Source organism: Streptomyces sp. NPDC006309 (assembly GCF_040613095.1).
Lineage (GTDB): Bacteria > Actinomycetota > Actinomycetes > Streptomycetales > Streptomycetaceae > Streptomyces.
Map to the genome: position 1 here is coordinate 1 of NZ_JBEXRO010000050.1, position 1,499 is coordinate 1,499.

Below are 1,499 nucleotides of genomic sequence, written 5' to 3' on the forward strand. Positions count from 1 at the left end.
AGGCGGACAGCATGAACGACGAGGGCCTGGCGCCGGACGGTTCGAACATCAACACGGACTACGTGACGTTCGACGGCCAGCGATGGATCCAGGGCCGGGACGGAACCGGGCCGGCGGCACCGCTCATTCCCAAATGTGGAAATGAGCGGTCGGGCTGGTCTTGGCCGTGGGTGGCGACCGTGCCCGTGACCGGTTCGCCGGCCCCGCGCTGAGCGCGTCCGGCCGGGGCGGGCTTGCGCGGCTTGGCGGGCGGGAGCTGGCGGGGGACGAACAGCGCCTCCAGGCACTCACGGCTCGGTGCCGGTGCGCAGGAAGTCGGCGAGGTTGGCGACGACGTCGGCGGTTGATGCAGAACAGGAGCCAGTATGCACGCGGGTACGGATGCCGCGTCTGCGACGTGAACAACACCTCACCCAGAAGGGCCTCTGTGAGCTCTCAGGGGTCCGGTACAGCACGCTGACCAAGACGGAACAGGGCGTCCCTCCCCGGCACGCCGATAAGCGCTGTCCCGTGGTCACCCATCGTGCTATAGCGGGTGGCGAAAGAGGTGTCACCCGGATAGCCCATCCCGCGATGCGTGCGCGACTCGCTAGCGCCACGGTGGAAGAGTATTTCTGCGCCGAGTGGCGCGACTCTGTCCCCCCGCTTCGCCTCCTCGCCCCCGGGGGTTCGTCTTCTCGCCTTGTTCTCGTGTGTCCGTCCAAAAGTCGCGCGCGGGGCGTGCCAGCGATTGGAGCTTCATGGCCATCATTGCGAACTTCCCTGAAGCCCTTGCCGACCTGCACCACGCGTGGCACGAGCACTCAGCGCATCCGACTCTGCCGACGCGGGTCCATCCGCCGGGTAGCACCGGCTCGGGACTAGAATTCCTGACGTTCCATCGGGACTTCATTAGGCAGTTCCACGCCTGGTACGACAACCAGCCGTTCGCGGATCAGGCAGCGGTGCAGCCGTGGGTGGACGTACCCTCCGAGCTGAAGCGGTCCGAGCTGGGGTGGGACGTTTGGGCGGCGGACGTCGACCGCATCGCCAACCACCCGGAGACCTTCGCCTCCGCCGATGAACTCGGCCAGTTCATTGAAGGCGGCGTACACAACGACTTCCTGCACCCCGCGGCTGCCCAGGTATACAACGAGCCTGTCCTGAAGACGCTCCACTCGCCGGTGAGCACCCACTTCTACCAGATTCACGGTCTCGTCCAAAACTGGTGGGCCAACTGGGAGGGCGCTAAGGCTTCTCCGCAGAGGTCGACTAACGACGCACGATCGAGCGTGGCTGTGCTCGGCAGGGATCCGTCACGTAACATCAAGTCGCTGTATGCGGTGACGACCACTGATCGGCTGGCCCAGATATGGGATGCCGAGGGCTGGCATATCGACTTCCCCGCCGAAGCGGCAGGTGAGATCGGCTTGCAGTTCAGCGGTTACCCTGCCGTGTTTGGTAGGGACCCTGCGCGTAATACCAAGTCGATATACGCCATCACGACGGACGGTAAACTG

2 protein-coding genes are annotated in these 1,499 nt (G+C 65.1%); both read left to right on the forward strand.

Translation table 11 applies throughout. The features are described 5' to 3' along the window. On the forward strand, window positions 1–212 hold a 212-nt coding region (locus ABZ117_RS33785), incomplete at its 5' end, for a hypothetical protein (protein WP_356826554.1). Between the two features lie 528 nt (window positions 213–740). Next, window positions 741–1,499, forward strand: a 759-nt coding sequence (locus ABZ117_RS33790) for a hypothetical protein (protein ID WP_356826556.1), incomplete at its 3' end; no start/stop codon positions are given.